This is a genomic window from Veillonella sp. VA141, assembly GCF_003992175.1.
Taxonomy (GTDB): Bacteria; Bacillota; Negativicutes; order Veillonellales; family Veillonellaceae; genus F0422.
Map to the genome: position 1 here is coordinate 151287 of NZ_RQVM01000003.1, position 21053 is coordinate 172339.

The following is a 21053-nucleotide window of genomic DNA, read 5'->3' on the forward strand; positions in this document are numbered from 1 at the left end:
ATGAAATGTCCTTATTGTCATCATGATGAAATCAAAGTCACAGATTCACGGTCTACGGACGATAATAATATTCGTCGTCGGCGGGAATGTATGAACTGTGGCAAACGGTTTACGACCTACGAGGTGATTGAAGATTTACCAATTATGGTGATAAAACGAGATCAGAAAAAAGAATTATTTGATCGATCTAAATTGATGAATGGTTTGTGGAGATCTTGCAGTAAACGAGGCATTTCCACGGATCAATTGGAATCGATTGTAAATGAAACAGAAAAACAAATTCGCATGGAAGTAGAGCAAGAAGTGACTACGGAGCGAATTGGTGAAATTGTATTATCCTTGTTGAAAGATGTGGACCAAGTTGCGTATGTGCGATTTGCCTCTGTATATCGACAATTTAATAATGTAGAAAGTTTTTTACAAGAATTACACGAATTATTGGACAATCATGGAAAGGATACAACACATGAGTGAGTTACATCCAATTATTAGTGCCCGCTTTTCAGATCATGTAGACACATTGAGTGCTACTTATGAAGTGATGGGTGTTATTGAAGCTATGGCGGAGCGTTGTAAGGCAGCGCTGGCAGCAGGCAATAAAATTTTATTTTGCGGTAATGGTGGTTCCGCCGCAGATTCTCAGCATTTAGCAGCGGAATTAGTGGGACGGTTCCAAAAAGAACGTCGTTCCTTAGCATCCATTGCGCTGACTACAGATACGTCTATTTTGACAGCTGTAGGTAATGATTATGGGTATGATGAAGTGTTTGCCCGACAAGTAAATGGATTAGGCCGGTCTGGAGATATTTTGATTGGTATTTCTACATCTGGAAATAGTAAAAATGTGGTAAAAGCCGTAGAATCTGCTCGTAATATTGGCATGCATACCTTTGCTTTTACGGGTGAAGGTGGTGGAAAGATGGCAGAGTTATGCGATTTAACTTTTGCAGTGCCATCAAAAGTGACAGCCCGTATTCAAGAAATGCATATTTTAGCGGGCCATATTTTATGTGAATTGGTGGAAGAAGATTATGCCTAACCGTACATTACAATCGTTTTTGCTTCGTGATTTACCACAATTACAAGTAGGGGTTATTGGTGACTGCATGTTAGATCGCTATATTTTTGGTGATGTAAGTCGTATCTCGCCAGAATCTCCAGTGCCTGTGAATTTAGTGCAACGTGAAACGGAAGTATTAGGCGGTGCTGCCAATGTAGCAAATAATTTAGCTCAATTAGATTGCCAAGTGCATATGGCATCTCGTATTGGCGATGATGCACATGGTAAGATAGTACGCCAATTATTAGAAGATAATGGTATCCAAAGTACGGGCGTCTTTACTGAAGATTCTATTCCGACTACCACGAAAACACGCATCTTAGGTGGACAACAGCAAATGATTCGCTTAGATTATGAAGTGAATCAGCCTGTGTCCAGTGCCAGTGAAACAGCTATCCTTACTTGGCTAGATGAGTTGTTGCACAAAGGATTGCAAGGTCTTGTGATTTCTGACTATGGTAAAGGTATTTGCCAACCATCCTTATTAAGTCAAGTATTCAGTAAAACTCGTGCTGCTGGCATTATGACTATTGTGGATCCGAAAGGTTCTGACTGGTCAAAATATAACGGTGCTACTTGTATTACTCCTAATGTGAAGGAACTCAGTGAAGCTGTAGGCTATGAAGTGCCCAACACAGATGAAGCGGTTGTTAAAGCAGCACGTCATATTTTGGATAACATGGAGCTAGACTTTATCATTGTTACGCGTTCGGCTAAAGGGATTACCTTAGTTCGTAAAGATGGTAATGTGTGGCACAATGCAGAAACGAAACAGCAAGATGTATTCGATGTGAGCGGTGCCGGGGATACGGTAGTGGCTATGATGCTTACTACATTAATTGCAGGTTTATCTATCCGAGCCGCTTTAGTAGCTGCCAATGCAGCAGCAGGTGTAGTGGTGTCTAAGGTGGGTACCTATCCAATTCACCGTCAGGAATTATTAGATTTATTGTCTTCTATGAAAGCAAAAAAAGAAGATAAAGAAAGTGTCTATTCTGTAGAAGCATTAGCCAAAAAAATCCGATTATGGCAAGATCGAGGCGAAGTGGTTGTCTTTACGAATGGTTGCTTTGATATTTTACATCGTGGTCACTTGACCTATTTAAAAGAGGCAGCAACACTGGGTGATCATTTGGTGGTGGCCCTGAATTCAGATAGTTCTGTACGCCGTTTAAAGGGGGATAGTCGTCCTATCAACCATGAATTAGATAGAGCCTTGTTGATGAGCTCTTTAGGCTTTGTAGATGGTGTGGTTCTATTTGAAGAAGATACGCCAGCAGAGGTGCTTTCACAGTTGCGACCAAATATATTGGTTAAAGGTGGAGATTATAAGCCAGAAGACGTCATTGGCAAGGAGTTTGTAGAGGAAGTACAAATCTTGCCGTTCCAAGAGGGATATTCTACAACAGGAATCATTGAACGTATTCAAGGATTAATAGAGGAAGGAAAACTATGATTATTGTTACTGGTGGTGCTGGCTTTATCGGCTCCAATATTGTAAAACAGTTGAATAATAAAGGTCGCAATGATATTTTGATTGTTGATGATTTAACGGATGGTCGTAAAATCCGCAACATTGAAATGTTGGATTTTGCAGATTATATCGATTATGAAGATTTTGATACCGCGGTAGAACAAAATACCTTTGATTGTGGACCTATCGAAGTGGTATTCCACGAAGGTGCTTGTGCAGACACTATGAATTATGATGGTAGATATATGATGAAAAATAACTATGAAGGATCTAAAAATCTCTTTCATTATTGCCAAGAACGTCGAGTTCCTTTCATCTATGCATCTTCTGCATCTACCTATGGACATGGGACTAATGGATTCCGTGAAGACCCATCTTGCGAACAAGCTTTGAATCCATATGCGTATTCTAAACTACTATTTGACCGCTATGTAGCAAAATTTAGAAATCAATTACAATCTCAATGTGTGGGCTTACGCTATTTCAATGTCTTTGGACCGAATGAAACACATAAAGATAAGATGGCATCTTTGGTGCGTCAAATGTATTATAAATTGATAGAAACTGGTGAAATTACATTATTTAAAGGCATCGATGGATATGGTGACGGTGAGCAAACCCGTGATTTTATCTATGTAAACGATGTGGTAAATGTGAATTTCTATTTCTGGGAACATCCTGAAATTAGTGGTGTATTCAACTGTGGTACAGGTCATGCTCATACATTTAATGAGTTTATGAAAGCTGTTATTTCCTTCGCTGGAAAAGGAGAGATTCGTTATATCGATTTTCCAGAAGTATTAAAGGGTAAATACCAAAGCTATACGCAAGCAGATACAACAAAATTGTTAGCCGCTGGCTATGATAAAGGATTTACGCCATTAGAAAAAGCAGTTCATGAATATTGTGAGTTATTAGCGACTAATGAAGGATATGTAAAATAATGGAAACTAGACAGGTATTATTTTTAGATCGTGATGGAGTTATTAATGTAGATGTAGGATATTTAAGTGATCCTGCGAAATTGGAATTTATTCCAGGTGCTATTGAGGCTATGCAAGAGGCACAACGCCGTGGGTATGACATCATTGTAGTGACAAACCAAAGCGGAGTGGCTCGCGGATACTACACAGAAGACGATGTGCATCAGTTACACGAAGAAATGTCTCGCCGATTAGAGGCAGAAGGTGTGAAAGTATTGGCCTACTATTACTGCCCACATCATCCAGAAGGGACAGTGGCAGAGTACACGAAAGACTGTGATTGCCGCAAACCAAATCCTGGTATGTTGACGAAAGCAATTCAGGACTGGAATGTAGATGTGGATGGTAGCTTCCTAGTCGGTGATAAACCATCTGATGCGCAGGCTGCTGAGTCCATTGGCATGCGTGCGTACCCATTTGAAGAAGACAACTTAATGACATTCTTAGAGCCTATTTTTGCCTGGGAAGAAGGCAGAAAGCTATTGGGGCTGTAATGGTAGAACGAACACTTGTATGAGGCACCTCATAAGGTGTTCGTTTTCTTGTAGTGTAAGAAAAGTTACATTTTATGATTGACGGAATAGCTGATTTGTACTACTCTATACGAGGAACTAACTGTATAGTCTGTATCAAGAAGAACAGAACTGAGTTCCATTTTTTAGTATTGGTTCGACTTATATCCTAAGGGAATAAGAACGGAGGAAAACATGGAAAAAGAAACAGCGTTGCAAACACAACCATCGCAAAAATTTACGGTACGTCAATTAACGATTATTGGCTTATTGGCAGGGATTACGATTGTACTTGGCATGACAGGATGGGGCTTTGTGCCAATCCCACCAATTAGTGGGACCATCTTGCATATTCCAACCCTTTTAGGTGGTATCGTAGAAGGTCCTAAAGTGGGGATGTCAGTAGGGTTCTTATTTGGTGCTTACAGTATGGTACGAGCGTATATGTCACCGAATGTTTTATCTTTCGTGTTTATGAATCCAATCATTTCTATATTACCAAGAATGTTGATTGGTTTAGTAGCAGCGTTGGTATATATGTACTTGCCAGTTAAGGTAAGAGCTATCCGTATTGGTGTAGCCGCTTTCTTAGGAAAAGTCACAAGTACTATCCTTGTATTGACTGGTATTTATACAATCTATGGTGTAGAATTTGCAAAGGCAACACACATTTCACAAGAAGCTGTATTTGATGTGGTGATGGGTATTGCATGGTCTCATGGTATTCCAGAAGCACTATTAGGAGTAGCCGTTGTAACACCTGTGGCACTAGCTGTCATCAAAAAATTTAAATGATAATGAAATTGAGTGTATAGACTGCTCATGCATTCAAGTACGGATTTTTTAAATCGGATATAATCAAGAAGTGAATTAGCAAAGACTGATCACTTCTTGTTTTTTTATGTGTTAGGAGGAGTATACTCATGAATTGGAAAAACGATTAATCTACTTTGTGGGTGATAAACCTTCTGATGTACAGGCTGCTGAAGCGATTGGAATGCGTGCCTATCCATTTGAAGAAGAAAATTTAATGACATTCCTAACACCTATCTTCGCTTGGGAAGAAGGCAGAAAATTGTTAGGGCTGTAATGGTAGAACGAACACTTGTATGAGGCACCTCATAAGGTGTTCGTTTTCTTGTAGTGTAAGAAAAGTTACATTTTTTGATTGACAGAAGCACTGTTTTGTACTACTCTATACGAGGAACTAACTGTATAGTCTGTATCAGGAAGAGCAGAACTGAGTTCCATTTTTTTATTATTGGTTCGACTTATATCCTAAGGGAATAAGAACGGAGGAAAACATGGAAAAAGAAACAGCGTTGCAAACACAGCCATCGCAAAAATTTACGGTACGTCAATTAACGATTATTGGTTTATTGGCAGGGATTACCATTGTACTTGGTATGACAGGGTGGGGCTTTGTGCCAATTCCACCAATTAGTGCTACTATCTTGCACATTCCAACTATCTTAGGTGGTGTTGTGGAAGGGCCAAAGGTGGGCATGTCTGTAGGTTTCTTGTTCGGTGCGTACAGTATGGTACAAGCGTACATGGCACCTAATATTTTATCCTTTGCATTTATGAATCCTATTATTTCTGTATTGCCAAGAATGTTGATCGGTTTAGTGGCAGCGTTGGTGTATATGTATGTACCAATTAAGGTGAAAGCCATCCGTATCGGTTTAGCTGCATTCTTGGGAACAGCTACTAATACAATCCTTGTGATGACTGGTATTTACACAATTTATGGGGTAGAATTTGCTAAGGCAACACACATTTCACCGGAAGCTGTATTTAATGTGGTGATGGGCATTGTATGGTCTCATGGTATTCCAGAAGCATTATTAGCGGTAGCTGTTGTAACACCTGTGGCACTAGCTGTTATTAAAAAGTTTAAATGATAATGAAATTGAGTGTATAGACTGCTCATGCATTCAAGCACGGATTTTTTAAATCGGATATAATCAAGAAGTGAATTAGCAAAAACTAATCACTTCTTGTTTTTTATGTGTTAGGAGGAGTATACTCATGAATTGGAAAAAACGATTAACCTATTTTGTACTAGGAGCTACTATGGTGGCGACTGCAGTAGGTATTGCTGGGTGTGGTAGTGATACAAAACAAGCAGCACCAGCTGAAAAAATGAAAGTTGTTACTACCGTGTTCCCTGTATATGATGTAGCGAAACAAGTAGGGGGAGATAAAGTTGATGTGTCTTTATTAGTACCTCCAGGAGCAGAACCACATGATTGGGATCCAACTGCAAAAGATTTGAAAGAAATCGGTACTGCTAAAGTGTTCTTGTATAGTGGTGCAGGTTTGGAACCAACAGAAAAGATTCTAGCAAAAGATGTGCTACAACAAGCGCAACCTGTAGAATTATCTAAATCGGTTACTTTGTTGCCAGCTCCAGATGAAGATGAAGACGAACATGATCATGACCACGATAAAGATCACGATCATGACAAAGATCATAAAGATGACCATGATAAAGCTCAAAAAGAAGACAAACATGAGCACGAACATGAACATGGCGAGTTTGACCCACATGTATGGTTAGATCCAATGAATGTAGCAAAAGAAGTAGATGCTGTTGTAGAAGCTTTCTCTAAAGCAGACCCTACGAATGCAAAATACTATGAAGCAAATGGCAAAGCATACAAAGAAAAATTACAAGCTTTACATACTAAATATGAAGAATTTGGTAAAACACAACACGATAAACACTTAGTAGTTAGCCATATGGCATTTGGTTACTTAGCAAAAGCATACGGCTTTGAACAATTAGGTATTATGGGTGTATCTCCAGATGCAGAACCAACACCAGAACGCATGGCGGATATTGTGGCTTTCATCAAAGAACATAATGTAAAAGCTATCTTCAGTGAAGAATTGGTAAGCCCTAAATTGGCGAATGCCATCGCCGCTGAAACTGGTGTAAAAGTGTATGTATTGAACCCAGCTGAAGGTTTAACAGAAGAACAAACACAAAAAAATGTGACATACCTTGACATCATGGAAGAAAACCTTAAAACATTGAAAGAAGCGTTAGCTCACTAATTCCTGTCCCTTGCGCTTGCTTGAATCGGTATTAGATGATAATATATAAGAGTAAGTTTGTGCTTAGGAGGAATGAAGATGTCTAAACGTATTCGTACAATTAACACTGAATCCCTACAAAAAACTGCTAAAACAGGCGGCTGCGGCGAATGTCAAACATCTTGCCAATCTGCTTGCAAAACTAGCTGTACAGTAGGCAACCAAGTGTGCAAACAAAAATAATCATTCGATTAGCAATAAGCTGTTCACCATATGGTGGGCAGCTTATTTGCTTTATATTACTTCTAGGATTATACTAAAAGTGTTACTATAAAACATACAAAAATCCCCCTAGATGTACCAGATCTAGGGGGATTCTGTATGCTAACCCTTTTATGTCTTTAGCTTGTCTAAATTATAATATCTGTACTTCAAAAGTACAATTTTTTGCATACTATAATTTTAGAAAAAGTATACTCTATATTGATAGCTTTCTATACGTTACGAGTATAAAGTGATATAATATACGGTAGACTTTAGTAAGTTAATGGAGGTATGAATGTTAGAATTACAACCGATGATTCATAAATTTAAAATGAAAGATAAGTTCTTTCTACTTGACGTGAATAGTGGTATTATCCATGTTATCGATGAACTTATCGATCGCGTATTAGATATCTATAATGGTACAAACCGTGAGGCTGTACATAGTGCGCTAGATGCGATGGAAGATGCAGCGGAATTAGATGAAATTATGGATGAGTTAGATGAGCTTATCAAAGAGGAAATGCTCTTTGCTCCTATGTCTGCAGAGTTCAAACTTGTAGTGGATGAAAAGCCAATCGTCAAAGCTCTTTGCTTAAACATTGCTCATGACTGCAACTTAGCTTGCAAATATTGTTTTGCCAGCCAAGGTGATTACGGCGGAGTGAAACGGGAATTAATGAGTTTTGACGTGGCGAAGCGTGCCGTAGATTTCTTGATTTCTATGAGTGGCCCACGCCAACATTGTGAAATTGACTTCTTCGGTGGCGAGCCATTGTTGAACTGGGATGTTGTGAAGCAAACTGTAGAATATATCGAATCGATCCAAGATAAATATGGAAAGATTTTTAAATTAACCTTAACGACGAATGGTGTGTTACTGACACAAGATAAAATCGATTATGTGAATGAGCATAATATGAGTTTAGTTCTTTCTTTAGATGGTCGAGAAGATGTACACAATAGCATGCGTCCAAGTGCAGGTGGTCGCGATACGTACCAAACGGTTGCGAAGAACTTGGTCAATGCGGTAAAACAGCGTGATGGTCGTGAATACTATGTACGTGGCACGTATACGCATAATAATCTAGACTTCTGCAAAGACGTAGAAGCTATGTCCGACTTAGGTTTCGAGCATTTGTCTATGGAACCAGTGGTAGGAGAAGACGGCGCTTATGTATTGCGTCCAGAAGATATGCCAATCATTGAAAAAGAATATGAAAAATTGGCAGACTTATATTTAGAACGTCAATTAGCTGGTTGGGGTGAGAAGTTTAATTTCTTCCACTTCCGTATGGACTTGTATCGTGGACCATGTATGGCAAAACGTTTGCGTGGTTGCGGAGCAGGGCATGAATATATGGCGGTTGTACCAAATGGGGATATTTATCCATGTCACCAATATGTAGGTAAAGATGGGTATGTGATTGGTACTGTTTTCGACGGTTTGAAAAACTACGATATACCAACGCAGTTCAGAAACACTCACGTATTTACGAAAGAAACATGTGCTAATTGCTGGGCAAAATTCTTCTGCTCTGGCGGTTGCCATGCGAATAATGAAACATTAGGTGGAGACCTTAGCATACCATACGAAATGGGATGTAAATTACAGAAAAAACGTATTGAATGTGCTATTATGATTCAAGCTGAACTTGACGCAGCGGGGATCCGACAAGAAAATCATTAAAATTATATAAGAGAAGGGAGGCGGGTTCTATGAAGGCATATACCATACATGTAACGGGCATTGTACAGGGCATAGGATTCCGCCCCTTTGTGTCTAAACTAGCTCATGAAATAGGAGTAGTGGGCACAGTGAGAAACGACACGAGCGGTGTGGAGATACACATACAAGGTATGGATACAGATTGCCAACTGTTTGTAGAACGATTGCAATCTGACTTGCCTATGCATGGACGTATTGATACCTTACAAATGGAATCGACAGAACTACAGGCTTTGAATGATTTTACTATTATCCTTTCTCATGGTGTGAAAGGACATGCCTTTATTGGCGCTGATATGGCGCCTTGTGAGGCGTGCTTGCAAGATATACAGGACCCTGAGAATCGACGTTTTCACTATGGGTTTACGAATTGTACGAATTGCGGTCCTCGGTATACGATTATTGAAAGTACCCCTTATGATCGTGATACAACATCAATGAAAGTATTCCCTATGTGTGAAGACTGTCAGAAGGAATATGACGACCTAGAAGGTCGACGGTATCATGCAGAGCCTAATGCTTGCGAGCACTGTGGACCCATGTTTACATTGAAAGGCGCAGATGGAACGGTACTCACCACTGGGCTGGATGCGATAGAGCAAGCCCAAAAGCATATACAAAATGGTTCTATCGTGGCACTAAAAGGCGTGGGTGGCTATCATTTGGTGTGTGATGCGTTACAAGAAACAGCAGTACAAACCTTGCGTCAGCGCAAAGGACGACCTCGAAAACCATTAGCGGTCATGGCAGGGTCCTTGGAAACGGCAAAACAATATGTACATATATCTGAAAAGGAAGAAGAACTATTGTTGAGTCCTGCAAGGCCCATTGTATTGTTGCAAAAGATAACAGAGCGTACTGTAGCATCTAGTGTAGCCCTAGGAATGGCAACATTAGGCATCCTTTTACCTTATGCACCGTATCATTATAGCTTGATACCCTCTGATGCTTTGTGGGTGATGACCAGTGCCAACCGCAGTGGTGATCCTGTGCTATATGATGATGCACAGGCACTGGAAGAGCTACAGGGCATTGCAGATTATATATTGACTCACAATCGGGAGATTATTTCGCCTGTAGACGATTCGGTGGTACAAGTGGTGCATGATACATCAATCATGATTCGCCGTAGCCGAGGATACGTACCTGTATCCATTCCTGTAGTAGCATTAGAGAAGAGTTCAACTATGCTAGCTATGGGTGCAGATATGAAGGCAGCATTTGCGATGAATCGAGGTTCTCATGCTATCCTTAGCCCCTACATGGGAGATATGGAGCATCAACGAGTACAGGATTTGTTATGGTCCACAACGAAGCGCTATGAAGACTTATTTCAATTACAACCAACAGAGGTCATCGTGGATGCCCACCCGAATTACTACACATCACAGTGTGGTAGAATCTATGCAGAGAAACATCAATTACCTGTCATAGAAGTGCAGCATCATCATGCCCATGTGGCAGCGGTACTGGCAGAGTATAATATTCAGGAACCAGTGTTAGGTATTTGCTTTGATGGGACAGGATATGGCACAGACGGCACTCTATGGGGCGGTGAGTTTTTATATTGTCATCAAGAGCATATGGAACGTATGGCACATTTGAGTTATGCCCCTTTGCCAGGTGGTGAAGTGGCAGTACGAGAACCGTGGCGTCAAGCATTGTGGTATGTGAATCAGATCTATCCATCAGGGGGACCCACAGTTATAGAAGAGTGGAAGAAAACACTGCCAAAGGGATGGGAACTATTTGAGAAAATGATTCCTCATATGCAGACGATACGATCTTCTAGCGGTGGTCGTTTATTTGATACAGTAGCGTCTTTGTTAGGGGTAGGCCATGAGCATCTCTATGATGCGCAACTTGCTATCGAGTTAGAGCAACTGGCGCTTTCAGAGAGGGGCACTATCCTAGATATGAAGCTGGACGGAACGGTATTAGATACAATGAGTTTAGTACGATCTGTGATAGAACAATTAAAAGATGGTGAAAGTGTAGCAAAAATCTCAGCAAACTTTCACAGAACTTTGATATATTATATAGGACAGATGGCGAAACAATGTTGTGAAGAACGACATATTTCGCATATTGTCTTGTGTGGAGGAGTATTCCAAAATCGCATTCTCCTAGAAGGAGTGATACGGGAATTAGAAGTGTACCATATCCACATTCCTAACCAAAGCCCTTTGAATGATGGCGGTATCGCCTTGGGTCAACTGTGGTTAGGAAGTCATAAGAATAGATAGGAGATACTATGTGTTTAGCAGTACCTGCACAGTTGGTGCATATTAATGAATCCATCGGTACCGTAGAATTAACAGGAGTGCAACGGGAGTGTAGCCTGTTATTGGTGCCGGAAGCAAAAATTGGAGATTGGCTATTAGTCCATGCGGGCTGTGCCGTACAAATTGTAGATGAGGAGGAAGCTCGTTTGACCCTTGAGGCATTCCGCGAGTTAGAAGAACTTGAACAAGATTACTTTAACAGAAAAATCGAAGGTCGCTGCTAGTCTACTAGAGCGCATTCGTGAATTACATAATCCGGAAGAAACGGTGCGGTTTATGGAAGTCTGCGGGACCCATACCGTGGCTATCTTCCGTGAAGGCATCCGTCAAATGCTACCAAAAGGCATCGAGCTGATTAGTGGTCCTGGATGTCCTGTGTGTGTGACAGATCAACAATACATGGACCAAGCTTTGGCGTATGCAGCTCAAGATGACGTAGTGATTGCCACCTTTGGAGATATGCTGAAAGTACCTGGCACGACAGGTAATTTATGGCAATCTAAAGAAGAGGGGGCCCACATTGAGATTATCTATAGCCCAATGGAAGTACTTTCCTTAAGTGAACAATATCCAGATAAGAAGATTATCTTCTTAGGCATTGGCTTTGAAACGACTATAGCTGTCATAGCAGCTACAATACAGGCGGTTCATGCAAAGGGACTCAAGAATGTATTTTTCTTGATATCTCATAAATTGGTCCCTCCTGCATTACGCGCTTTATTAAGTAATCCAGATCATCAAATTGATGGATTCTTGTTGCCAGGTCATGTAAGCGTTATCATTGGAGAACAGCCGTATCAATTCTTAGCTGATGAATATCATATGCCAAGTTGTATTGCTGGCTTTGATGGTGTGGAAATTTTAGCAGCCATTGTAAATCTTTTAGAACAACGTAAAGAAAAGAAATTTTATGTAGGAAATACGTATCGGTCCGTGGTGGCAAAAACGGGAAATCCAGTAGCACAACAATTAATGAATACCTTGTATGAGCCGTCTGATGATGGTTGGCGTGGTATTGGTACCTTACCTGCATCAGGATTAAAGTTGCGAGGTGAATGGTCTGCTTATGATGCATTAGTACAATTACCATTGCCTCCGTTTACCACTAGTGATGGACCGAAAGGTTGCCAATGTGGGTCTGTTATCCAAGGGATGATTCATCCTGATGCATGCCCTTTATTTGGCAAACTTTGTACGCCAGAGCATCCAGTAGGAGCTTGTATGGTATCCGTAGAAGGTAGTTGTTCAGCTTGGTATAAATACGGTTTTTCCAGCGGTGGAATGACTTGGGAGGAATAAATGGAACGGATTCGGTTAGTCCATGGTAATGGTGGTAAATTTAGCCACGAACTAGTGGACAAATATATTGTGAAATATTTTTCTAATCCAATATTAAATGAATTACATGATGGGGCTGTATTTCCCGTTACTAATGGGCGTATGGCTATGAGCACAGATTCCTATGTAGTGACGCCGCATATATTTCCTGGTGGTAACATTGGTAAGTTAGCTGTATGTGGTACAGTGAATGACTTAGCCATGATGGGTGCTATTCCTCAGTATTTGTCTTGTGGACTCATTTTAGAGGAAGGGTTGCCTATCCCTACGTTAGAAGTGGTGCTACAAACCATGTCTGATATGGCACAACAAGCAGGTGTTTCTATCATTACAGGAGACACGAAGGTGGTAGAAAAGGGTTCTGTTGACGGAATCTACATCAATACAGCCGGTGTAGGTATTGTACCAGACTATGTACAGTTAGGTACTCCCTATATTGAAAGTGGTATGAAAGTTATTGTATCCGGCACCTTGGGTGACCATGCCATTGCTGTTATGGGAACTCGGTATGGATTAGATTTGCCAGACACAATTCAGACAGATTGTGCTCCCTTACATACTATGTCCCATGCCTTATTGGAAACATTTGGAAAAAATATTGCTTTTTTTAGAGATCCTACTCGCGGTGGATTGGCTACCACATTACAAGAAATTGCAAATTCTGCTCAAAAGGGGATTCGATTGCAAGAGTCCGCCATTCCTGTCCGTGAGGAAGTGCAATCCGTATGCCAAGTATTAGGGTATGACCCATTGTATTTAGCCAATGAAGGTAAAATGATTGCCATTGTACGTGCTGATGTGGCAGATGATGTAGTGCAGATGATGCGGACTTTTACAGAAGGTTGTGATGCTGTCATCATTGGTGATATAGTGAATGGTAATGCTGGTAAAGTAGGTTTACAAACGGCAGTAGGCGGAATTCGTTTGTTAGATATGCTCGGAGAAGACCAAGTTCCACGGATTTGCTAAAAAAATGTAAGATTTCATGAAAAAATCATGGATATCTCATATACTTTGTATAGAATAAAAATTTATTTTTTGATACAATGGAAAGGAAAAGGAGGATATTACGATGAAAAAACAAATCGTAGCTGCTATGGTAGCATTCTCAGTAGCCACTGTGGGTGTTGTTGGAGTGCAACAAGCTCAGGCGTTCAATTTAGGAAGCTTATTAGGAGGCGCCTTGAAAGTGGGAGGCGTGGGCTTTCTAGTGGATAAATATGGAGACTCCATTAATAATTTCTTGAACAATTTATTAAAGCAAAATAATTTGAGTACTACCTATTCAACAAAAGTAGTTCCTATTGTCAGTCTTGGTAAAGGCGGCCATATTGGTGCAGCACAGATAACAGGACCTAGTAGTGAAGTGGAACGTGTGGAAGCGGTAGCACAAATTGAGGCTAGTTTTAATTCCGTAGCTCGCGTAAAAGGACTAGTACCGATTGACAGTACGAACCCAACGACTGCAAATCGCATTCAAGGGGTTGGCGTATCCGCAATTATAGATTTGAAGATTTAATGGATTAGCACGGGCTTGCCCGTGCTATCTATGTGTTAGTAGAGATGAGGAGATACTATGAAACGTTCTGCTGTATTAGGAGCTGTATTTGCTCTTTTAGCAACAAGTGTATGGGCTGCACCAGACACAGTATTAGAAAAAACAGAAGCTTTGGAAAGTACTGTGTATGGTAAAGTACAAGTAGGTGCATTAACAGATCGAGTACATCAATTACAAGATACTATTTATGGTACAAAACAACAAGGTAGTATTACAGGGCAAGTGGAATCTTTGTATACATCTGTAGAAGGTCAAGGAACAAAGGTAACGTTGCATCAAGAAGTCAATGCTTTGGAATGGATGTATTATGATGAAGTTCATAGTGGCTCTCTCGTAGAACGCATTGGCGAAATGGAACGCAGTGTGAATGGACTAGAAGCAAAAGGTTCTTTACAAAGTCGTGTACAAAAATTAAAGCAATCTATTTTTGGAACACAGGTAGCATTGCGAACAAAACTAGGAACTATTGGGGCTGATCAAGTATTTACTCTAGAATTAACAGAACCAGTAACATCTCAAAAAAATGTGAAAGATGATGTAGTTCATGTCAAAGTAGCAGAAGATGTAATGGATGGGGAAACTCTGTTGATTCCTAAAGGAACAGTAGGTATTGGCCATATTACGGAAATTACAAAAGCAAGATCTTTTGGACGTAATGCAAAATTAAACATTGTATTTGATAAATTACAAGGTATTGATGGTACAGTTTTCACAGCCATCCAAGGTGAAGAAGCTAAGTCTAAAACAAAAGGAGAACTAAAAGCGGCTGGTGCGTCTGTAGCAGGGGCTGTTTTATTAGGACCTGTAGGCCTTGTAGGGGGCTTCTTTGTAAAAGGTAAATCTATTGATTTACCAGTAGGAACTCTTGTGTATGTACAGCCTGAATCCTCTGTTACTATTTCTGGGGTGGAAGTACATGGTGTAGATACGGGAGCTGTGCAAAAAGCTCCTGTGGAGCCAGTGGTAGCACCAAAAGCAGCAGCTGAACCAGTAGCAGCATCAAAAGTAGTAGCTGAATCAACGCCAGCTCCTGCTGTAAAAGCAAAAGAAGAACCTGTACAAGTGGTACCAGATGATTCTTTAACTGAAAAACCTGTCATCATTGTAAAACGTGAGAAAGACTAGGAGATGAGCATGAAAAGATATTCTGTAACAGCCGCTGCTATTTTGACGGCATTGGCATGTACACAAGGTCATGCCCAAACAGTAGATGCTACGACCCCAGTATTCGAAGCCGCTCCAAAGGTTGCCGAAACTCAGTATGTGCAAATGCCTAAGACTTCCACAGTATCTACAGATACACAGTATGCGCCCAATTTGCAGGTTAAAGCAATTGAAAAAAAAGGCAAACAAGTGGTAGAAAAACCGGCTGTACCAGTTCGTATTGATGCAGATAAAATGTATTATAACGATACTACTGGTCGTGTATGGGCCAATGGCGCTGTAGAAGTAGAACGGGGCAATCAACAACTATTGTCAGAAAGACTAGAAGGTAATACGAAGACCCAGCAATATGAAAGTGTATCGGACTATCACTTTTTAGAAGATAAAGGGGATACAAAGGACTTAAAAGGTTCTCATATTACCTATAATGCTACTACTGGAGCAGCTCATACAAAAAATGTATTTGGCTATGCCGATCCCTATTGGGTAAAAGCAGAAGTGGGCGACTTTGATGGTAAAACAGGGCGCATTGAAAAAGGTTGGTTAACGACAAAACATGCCATTGCTTTTAAAGGGGCACCTGATTATCGTGTGGAAGGGGACTATATAGAGGTATTCCCTGGAGATAAAGCAGTCATTCATAATGCAAGTTTTTATATTAAAAATAAACGGATTATTTCTGTAAATAAATATACGGTGTCTTTGCGTCAAGATAAACAAGGACAAGTGAGCGTATTTTCCTTTGTACCAAGACCGAAATATAATTCTTCTGATGGATTGAGTTTAAATGGTAAAATTGATTATCCAGTATCTAAACATGGGGAACTTTTCTTACATTATACTTGGGGAACTCATATTGGGTTTAAACCATCCTTTGGATATGTTCATTTCTTGCCTTGGGGGGAAGCAAAAATAGCGTATAGTCGCGAGTCAGCTACATTAAATGCGAAAAAAGTATGGGTCGAGAAGAAGCCTGAATTATCGGTAGATACGCATGCGTATCATCTTGGTAGCACTCCTGTGACTATTCGTGGTGGTGTTAGCTATGGTAAATGGTATGAAGGTCATATCAAGGGAACTCATGCTAAGATGTATGGTGAAGTATCTCATGACCCAGTTCATATAGGGCCTAATACAGAGGTTACCTTCTATGGTGGTTACCAACGTGACTACTACGGATATAATTCGTCGGTTCGTTCTATGCCATATTGGGGTGTAGCTGCCAACACCAACCTAGGACCTCGTGTGAAAGCTTGGGCTGGATATCGTCAAAGTAATGTATCTGTCTCAGCCGACTCTCCATATCCATTTGATCAAATTGATGTGAAGTATAATTTATACTATGGGCTAAGTGTACAAGCTACTCGATTAGATCGCTTTAGTGTACAGATACAACGAGATATGCAGACTCATGAGTTACGGTATGTAGATCTTACATGGCATCGTGATTTACATTCCTTTGAAGGATCCTTGACATATCGTACAAAACAAAAGAAATGGGAATATACATTGGTAGCGAAAGATTTTTAATCTAAGGGGAAACCATGAAAAAAGTTAGAAAAGCAGTGATTCCAGCGGCAGGCTTTGGTACACGCTTTTTACCAGCCACTAAGGCACAGCCGAAAGAGATGTTGCCTATTGTGGATACACCAACAATACAATATATTGTGCAAGAGGCTATCGATTCAGGTATTGAAGATATTCTAATTATTACGGGACGCAATAAGCGTGCGATTGAAGATCATTTTGATACTAGTGTGGAGTTAGAGCAATTATTGCAACAACAAGGTAAGCAACAACATCTTGATATGGTGAGAAATTTGGCGAATATTAAAGTTCATTACATTCGTCAGAAAACAGCCCGTGGATTGGGTGATGCTATCTATTGTGCGAAGTCTTTTATAGGGGATGAGCCATTTGCTGTTCTATTAGGGGATGATGTGGTCTATAACCCACAAAGACCGTGCTTGAAGCAATTAATTGATTGTCATTATGCCCATGATGGCGTAACAATTTTAGGAACTCAATTTGTAGCTCCAGAAAAAGTTAGCTCCTATGGTATTGTGTCAGGTAGTGAAATCGAACCGAATGTGTACGAAGTAGCAGGTTTGGTGGAGAAGCCACCACTTGAGTATGCCCCATCGAACTTGGCGGTATTAGGTCGTTATATTTTGACGCCAGATATATTTGATGAATTAGAAAAAACTCCCCAAGGGGCGGGCAATGAAATTCAATTGACCGACGCGATTGCTAGACTTTCCTCAAGAATTTTAGCTTACTCTTATGAAGGGGTGCGCTATGATATAGGCGATCGATTAGGATATTTAAAAGCGACTGTAGAATACGGCTTACGAAATCCACAGTTGGCTGAGGCATTTAAATTGTATTTGCAAGACTTAGATATTGATTATATTATGAATCATAGATCTTAGTTGTATAGAATCAACGGATATTGTGAGGTGAATGCCTTGTGATATCCGTTTTTTCATAACTATTCATCGCATAGTAAAAATACATTGTGATACATATCACAGAGGCCTGTATTTGCTAGACTGATGCAGTATATATGATTGGTCTCATATTGTGAAATACTTAATTAAATGTTAGAATATAAGAATATGCATAAGTATAGTAAGTTAGAATTAATGAGGAACATATGGCAACAAGATTAAAATGGAAACATTCCGAAATTAAAGAGAATCCGCTCTTTTCCAAATTAAGAAGTACCATAGAAACTGCTTTTTATGGAAATAATGTAACACCGGTGAAGTCTATTGCACAGGCTTATGATTTAGCCACGAAAGAACCTGGGGTCGTTGTATTAGATATGCCCGTATACCGTGCGGAAGAGCAAGGTTTACCGCAAGATGCCAAAGTATTAGTTACAAATAATGGTAAAACAACAGGTCGTTATGCAAAAGCTCGCCGTATTATTGGCGATGAAGGTATTAATGAAGTAGAATTATGTGATATTGCGCGGGATGCAGTATATGATAGCCGTCATAAAGAATGGATTTCAGCGCAAGCTATCGTAGGTTTGGATGAAGCTTTTACTGCTCGTGCGCACTTGATGATTCCTAAAGAGCACGCATCGATCCTATATTCTTGGGCTATTAATTTCCAATTTTTCAATGAGGAAGTAAAAGCCTTTTATAGAGGTAGTAAAGAGATTCCAGAAGGGGATATTTTTATTTACTCTGATCCAGATTATGTGGTAGAAGGACATCCAGGTGGACTGGCTATTTTTGACCCTGCTCATAACTGTGCTATGATTTTAGGTATGCGTTATTTTGGGGAACATAAAAAAGGTACTCTTACATTAGGATGGTCCTTGGCAAATCGTTATGGTTATGTGGCATGCCATGGTGGCATGAAACGATACAATTTAAAAGATGGTTCTTCTTATACGATTGGCGTATTTGGGTTATCAGGATCTGGTAAATCTACATTGACTCATGAACAGCATGGTGGACGATATGATATTTCTGTATTACATGATGATGCCTATATCATTCATACAGACGATTTGTCTTCCATTGCCTTAGAACCAACATATTTTGATAAAATGCAAGACTATCCAGTGGAACATCCTGCTAATAAATACCTATTAACATTGCAAAATGTGGGTGTTACTTTAGATGAAGATGGTAACAAAGTTGTGTTAGCAGAAGATGTGCGCAATAACAATGGTCGTGCTATTAAATCACAATTCTGGACAGATAATCGTGTGAACTTTGTAAAAGACCCAGTGAATGCTATCGTGTGGTTGATGAAAGATAAAACATTGCCACCAATTTTAAAAGTTGATGATCCAATTTTAGCGGCTACTATGGGAGCTACTTTGGCAACACGTCGTTCTACAGCAGAAAAATTGGATGCTAATGTAGATCCTAATGCATTGGTGATTGAACCCTATGCTAATCCATTCCGTACCTATTCTTTACGTACCGATTATGAAAGTTACAAAAAACTATTCACTCAATCTGGTGTAGATTGCTACATTATGAATACGGGCTTCTTCTTGGACAAAAAAATTCCAAAAGAAGTAACATTAGGCTTGTTAGAAGGTTTGGTTGAGGGTAGCCTTAACTTTGAACCGTTCTATAAATATGAAAACTTAGAATATGTAAAAGTTGAAGGTTTTGAACCAGATTTTACAGTTCGTGAGTACCATCATATTTTGCACAAAGCATTTGAGTTCCGCTACGATTACATTGAAAAATTAAAAGGAACAAAAGATGAGTTGCCAAATGAAGTACTAGATGTATTAAAAATCATTATGTAAGGGGGAATAGTGATGAATCAAACATTATCTTGGGGTTCTGTAGCCTTTATTGGAACTATGTTATTCGGGATGTTCTTCGGAGCAGGAAACTTAATTTTCCCTGTTCACTTAGGACAAGAAGCAGGTCAAGCGTTGTGGCCAGCTATTTTAGGCTTTTTAGCGACAGCTATTGGACTACCATTCTTGGGTATTGTCGCTATGGGTGTGTCTCGTAGTAATGGCTTACAAGACTTGGTAAGTCGTGTACACCCGACCTATGGTAAAATTTTTACCTTGTTATTGTACATCACGATTGGGCCAGCATTTGCTATCCCAAGAACGAGTACAGTATCCTATACAATCGGATTTGAACCATTCCTTGGCAGTGTCAATCCTGATCTTGCCTTAGGTGTATTTTCTGCAGTGTTCTTTATTATTGCTATCTTGTTCTCCTTGAATCCAGGAAAATTGATGACATACATTGGTAAAGTGTTAACGCCATTATTCTTAGTATTCCTAAGCATTTTATTAATCACTGTAGTGGTTATGCCAATGGGAGATTACGCATCAGTAGCGCCACAAGGGGAATATGCTACCCATGCGTTCTTCAAAGGTTTTACAGAAGGCTATAATACACTTGACGTATTGGCATCGTTAGCCTTTGGTATCATCGTTATCCGTGCCTTACAAGGTGTGGGGGTCACAGAACCTAAGGACATTGCTATGGGACTTGTAAAAGCAGGCTTCGTGGCATGCTCTATTATGGCTGTTATCTACGGTTTCTTAGCCTACAGTGGTGCTACAAGTGTCACAACATTAGGCCTTGCTAAAAATGGTGGTATTACCATGGCGCAAATGAATGCATTTTACTTCGGCAATGTAGGGGCTATCTTGTTGGCCATCATTGTTACACTAGCATGTTTAAAAACTTGCGTAGGTTTGATTGGTGCTTGTGGTGAAACTTTTGATGAAATGTTCCCAAACACATTGGGTTACCGTGGTTATGCATACTTAACAACAGCAGTGGGTTTCTTAATTGCTAACGTAGGCTTAACAAAAATCATCGAATTAGCTATCCCTGTGTTGATGTTCTTGTATCCATTGTCTATTACAATCATCTTGTTATCCTTTGCAGCACCTATTTTCAAAGGTAGACAAGCTGTGTATGCGTGGACAACAGCCTTTGCCCTATTTGCGGCATTAGGTGATGCTATGGCAACAGCACCAGCATTTATCAATCAATCTGGATTTGTACAGTGGGCGTTGCCATATTACGGAATGCTTCCATTTGCTTCTATCGGTATGGGCTGGATTGTGCCGTCCATTATCGGTTTCCTTATCGGTATGGTGCATATCGCATTAGTACGTAAATAGTAGAAT

The 21053-nt window shown here is 40.0% G+C and carries 21 protein-coding genes; all 21 read left to right on the plus strand.

Annotated features, from left to right (window positions below):
- The 21 genes from nrdR (at position 1) to brnQ (ending at position 21047) form a co-directional block, all read left to right on the plus strand.
- Positions 1 to 474, plus strand: coding sequence for a transcriptional regulator NrdR (gene nrdR / locus EO112_RS04800; RefSeq protein ID WP_127148632.1), 474 nt, complete (start codon positions 1 to 3; stop codon positions 472 to 474).
- On the plus strand, positions 467 to 1039 hold the full coding sequence (gmhA, locus tag EO112_RS04805; RefSeq protein WP_127163203.1) for a D-sedoheptulose 7-phosphate isomerase: 573 nt from the start codon (positions 467 to 469) through the stop codon (positions 1037 to 1039). The genes nrdR and gmhA overlap by 8 nt, the downstream gene beginning before the upstream one ends.
- A complete protein-coding gene (locus tag EO112_RS04810) occupies positions 1032 to 2516 on the plus strand; it encodes a PfkB family carbohydrate kinase (protein WP_127163205.1) in 1485 nt (494 codons plus the stop codon). Before gmhA ends, EO112_RS04810 begins: the two co-directional genes overlap by 8 nt.
- A complete protein-coding gene (gene rfaD / locus EO112_RS04815; RefSeq protein ID WP_127163207.1) occupies positions 2513 to 3478 on the plus strand; it encodes an ADP-glyceromanno-heptose 6-epimerase in 966 nt (321 codons plus the stop codon). The genes EO112_RS04810 and rfaD overlap by 4 nt, the downstream gene beginning before the upstream one ends.
- Entirely contained in the window at positions 3478 to 4011 is a 534-nt protein-coding gene (gene gmhB / locus EO112_RS04820) for a D-glycero-beta-D-manno-heptose 1,7-bisphosphate 7-phosphatase (protein ID WP_127163209.1), read from the plus strand. Before rfaD ends, gmhB begins: the two co-directional genes overlap by 1 nt.
- Before the next feature lie 213 nt (positions 4012 to 4224).
- Positions 4225 to 4824, plus strand: coding sequence for an ECF transporter S component (locus EO112_RS04825; protein WP_062401874.1), 600 nt, complete (start codon positions 4225 to 4227; stop codon positions 4822 to 4824).
- Between the two features lie 133 nt (positions 4825 to 4957).
- Positions 4958 to 5119 (plus strand): hypothetical protein, encoded by a 162-nt coding sequence (locus EO112_RS04830; protein ID WP_009353045.1) that lies wholly within the window; start codon positions 4958 to 4960, stop codon positions 5117 to 5119.
- Between the two features lie 214 nt (positions 5120 to 5333).
- Positions 5334 to 5933 carry an ECF transporter S component gene (locus EO112_RS04835; protein ID WP_126939228.1) on the plus strand — a complete coding sequence of 200 codons (600 nt, stop codon included), beginning with the start codon at positions 5334 to 5336 and terminating at the stop codon, positions 5931 to 5933.
- A 127-nt stretch (positions 5934 to 6060) separates the two neighbouring features.
- Positions 6061 to 7092 (plus strand): metal ABC transporter solute-binding protein, Zn/Mn family, encoded by a 1032-nt coding sequence (locus EO112_RS04840; protein WP_127163211.1) that lies wholly within the window; start codon positions 6061 to 6063, stop codon positions 7090 to 7092.
- Between the two features lie 78 nt (positions 7093 to 7170).
- Complete coding sequence (scfA, locus tag EO112_RS04845; protein WP_009353042.1) at positions 7171 to 7314, plus strand: six-cysteine ranthipeptide SCIFF; 144 nt, start codon at positions 7171 to 7173, stop codon at positions 7312 to 7314.
- 316 nt (positions 7315 to 7630) lie between these two features.
- On the plus strand, positions 7631 to 9025 hold the full coding sequence (scfB, locus tag EO112_RS04850) for a thioether cross-link-forming SCIFF peptide maturase (protein WP_127163213.1): 1395 nt from the start codon (positions 7631 to 7633) through the stop codon (positions 9023 to 9025).
- 29 nt (positions 9026 to 9054) lie between these two features.
- Positions 9055 to 11310, plus strand: coding sequence for a carbamoyltransferase HypF (gene hypF, locus EO112_RS04855; protein WP_127163215.1), 2256 nt, complete (start codon positions 9055 to 9057; stop codon positions 11308 to 11310).
- Positions 11311 to 11318: 8 nt separating this feature from the next.
- Positions 11319 to 11573 (plus strand): HypC/HybG/HupF family hydrogenase formation chaperone, encoded by a 255-nt coding sequence (locus EO112_RS04860; protein ID WP_009353557.1) that lies wholly within the window; start codon positions 11319 to 11321, stop codon positions 11571 to 11573.
- Positions 11530 to 12648 (plus strand): hydrogenase formation protein HypD, encoded by a 1119-nt coding sequence (hypD, locus tag EO112_RS04865; RefSeq protein WP_127163217.1) that lies wholly within the window; start codon positions 11530 to 11532, stop codon positions 12646 to 12648. Before EO112_RS04860 ends, hypD begins: the two co-directional genes overlap by 44 nt.
- Positions 12649 to 13656: a hydrogenase expression/formation protein HypE gene (gene hypE, locus EO112_RS04870; RefSeq protein WP_127163219.1), complete on the plus strand. Its 1008-nt coding sequence runs from the start codon at positions 12649 to 12651 to the stop codon at positions 13654 to 13656. It abuts the gene before it with no gap.
- 103 nt (positions 13657 to 13759) lie between these two features.
- A complete protein-coding gene (locus tag EO112_RS04875; protein WP_062401864.1) occupies positions 13760 to 14206 on the plus strand; it encodes a hypothetical protein in 447 nt (148 codons plus the stop codon).
- Between the two features lie 57 nt (positions 14207 to 14263).
- The gene (locus tag EO112_RS04880; protein ID WP_127163221.1) at positions 14264 to 15370 is read left to right on the plus strand and encodes a hypothetical protein; all 1107 of its coding nucleotides are present in this window, start codon (positions 14264 to 14266) and stop codon (positions 15368 to 15370) included.
- Between the two features lie 9 nt (positions 15371 to 15379).
- Entirely contained in the window at positions 15380 to 16939 is a 1560-nt protein-coding gene (locus EO112_RS04885) for an LptA/OstA family protein (RefSeq protein ID WP_062401859.1), read from the plus strand.
- A gap of 14 nt (positions 16940 to 16953) precedes the next feature.
- Positions 16954 to 17841 (plus strand): UTP--glucose-1-phosphate uridylyltransferase GalU, encoded by an 888-nt coding sequence (gene galU / locus EO112_RS04890; protein ID WP_009353569.1) that lies wholly within the window; start codon positions 16954 to 16956, stop codon positions 17839 to 17841.
- A 224-nt stretch (positions 17842 to 18065) separates the two neighbouring features.
- Positions 18066 to 19694, plus strand: coding sequence for a phosphoenolpyruvate carboxykinase (ATP) (locus tag EO112_RS04895; RefSeq protein WP_127163224.1), 1629 nt, complete (start codon positions 18066 to 18068; stop codon positions 19692 to 19694).
- 12 nt (positions 19695 to 19706) lie between these two features.
- Entirely contained in the window at positions 19707 to 21047 is a 1341-nt protein-coding gene (gene brnQ / locus EO112_RS04900) for a branched-chain amino acid transport system II carrier protein (RefSeq protein WP_062401853.1), read from the plus strand.
- Positions 21048 to 21053: the final 6 nt, after the last annotated feature.